The organism is Streptomyces sp. SID12501 (genome assembly GCF_010550245.1).
GTDB lineage: Bacteria > Actinomycetota > Actinomycetes > Streptomycetales > Streptomycetaceae > Streptomyces.
Genome location: NZ_JAAGLU010000573.1, coordinates 1 through 456, shown reverse-complemented (window position 1 = coordinate 456; position 456 = coordinate 1). Strand labels below are relative to the sequence as shown.

Sequence of the window (456 nt, the reverse complement as noted above, 5' to 3'; positions counted from 1 at the left end):
GCCGTGAGGTCTTCCCGTACGCCAGAACCGGAGGCTACATTGCCGCAAACCGAAAGCCTTTAGGTTTTCGGACTCCCGCCGCCTGCCGTTCGCAGAAGGGTGCCCCCCCCGCATGCCCGAAACGCCGGAACCTGCGCCGAGATCCACCCCCAGCACCGCCGCCGCCGGGTCCGCCCTGCGCAGCGGCGCCCTCGGTACGGCCGACATCTCCTTCTTCGTCGTCTCCGCCGCCGCCCCGCTGACCGTCATGGCCGGCGTCGCGCCCGTCGCGATCCTCCTCGGCGGCATCGGCGCCCCCGCCGGATACCTCCTCGCCGGCCTCACGCTCACCGTCTTCGCCGTCGGCTTCACCGCCATGAGCCGCCACGTCCGCAGCGGCGGCGCGTTCTACGCCTACATCGCGCGCGGCCTCGGCAAGCGCGTCGGCATCGGCGCCGCCCTGCTCGCCCTCGTCCC

Annotated in this window: 1 pseudogene; it reads left to right on the top strand. The window is 73.0% G+C overall.

Annotated elements, in window-relative coordinates:
* Positions 1–112: 112 nt before the first annotated feature.
* Positions 113–456, top strand: a pseudogene (locus tag G3I71_RS47345) (amino acid transporter); the annotation flags it as partial.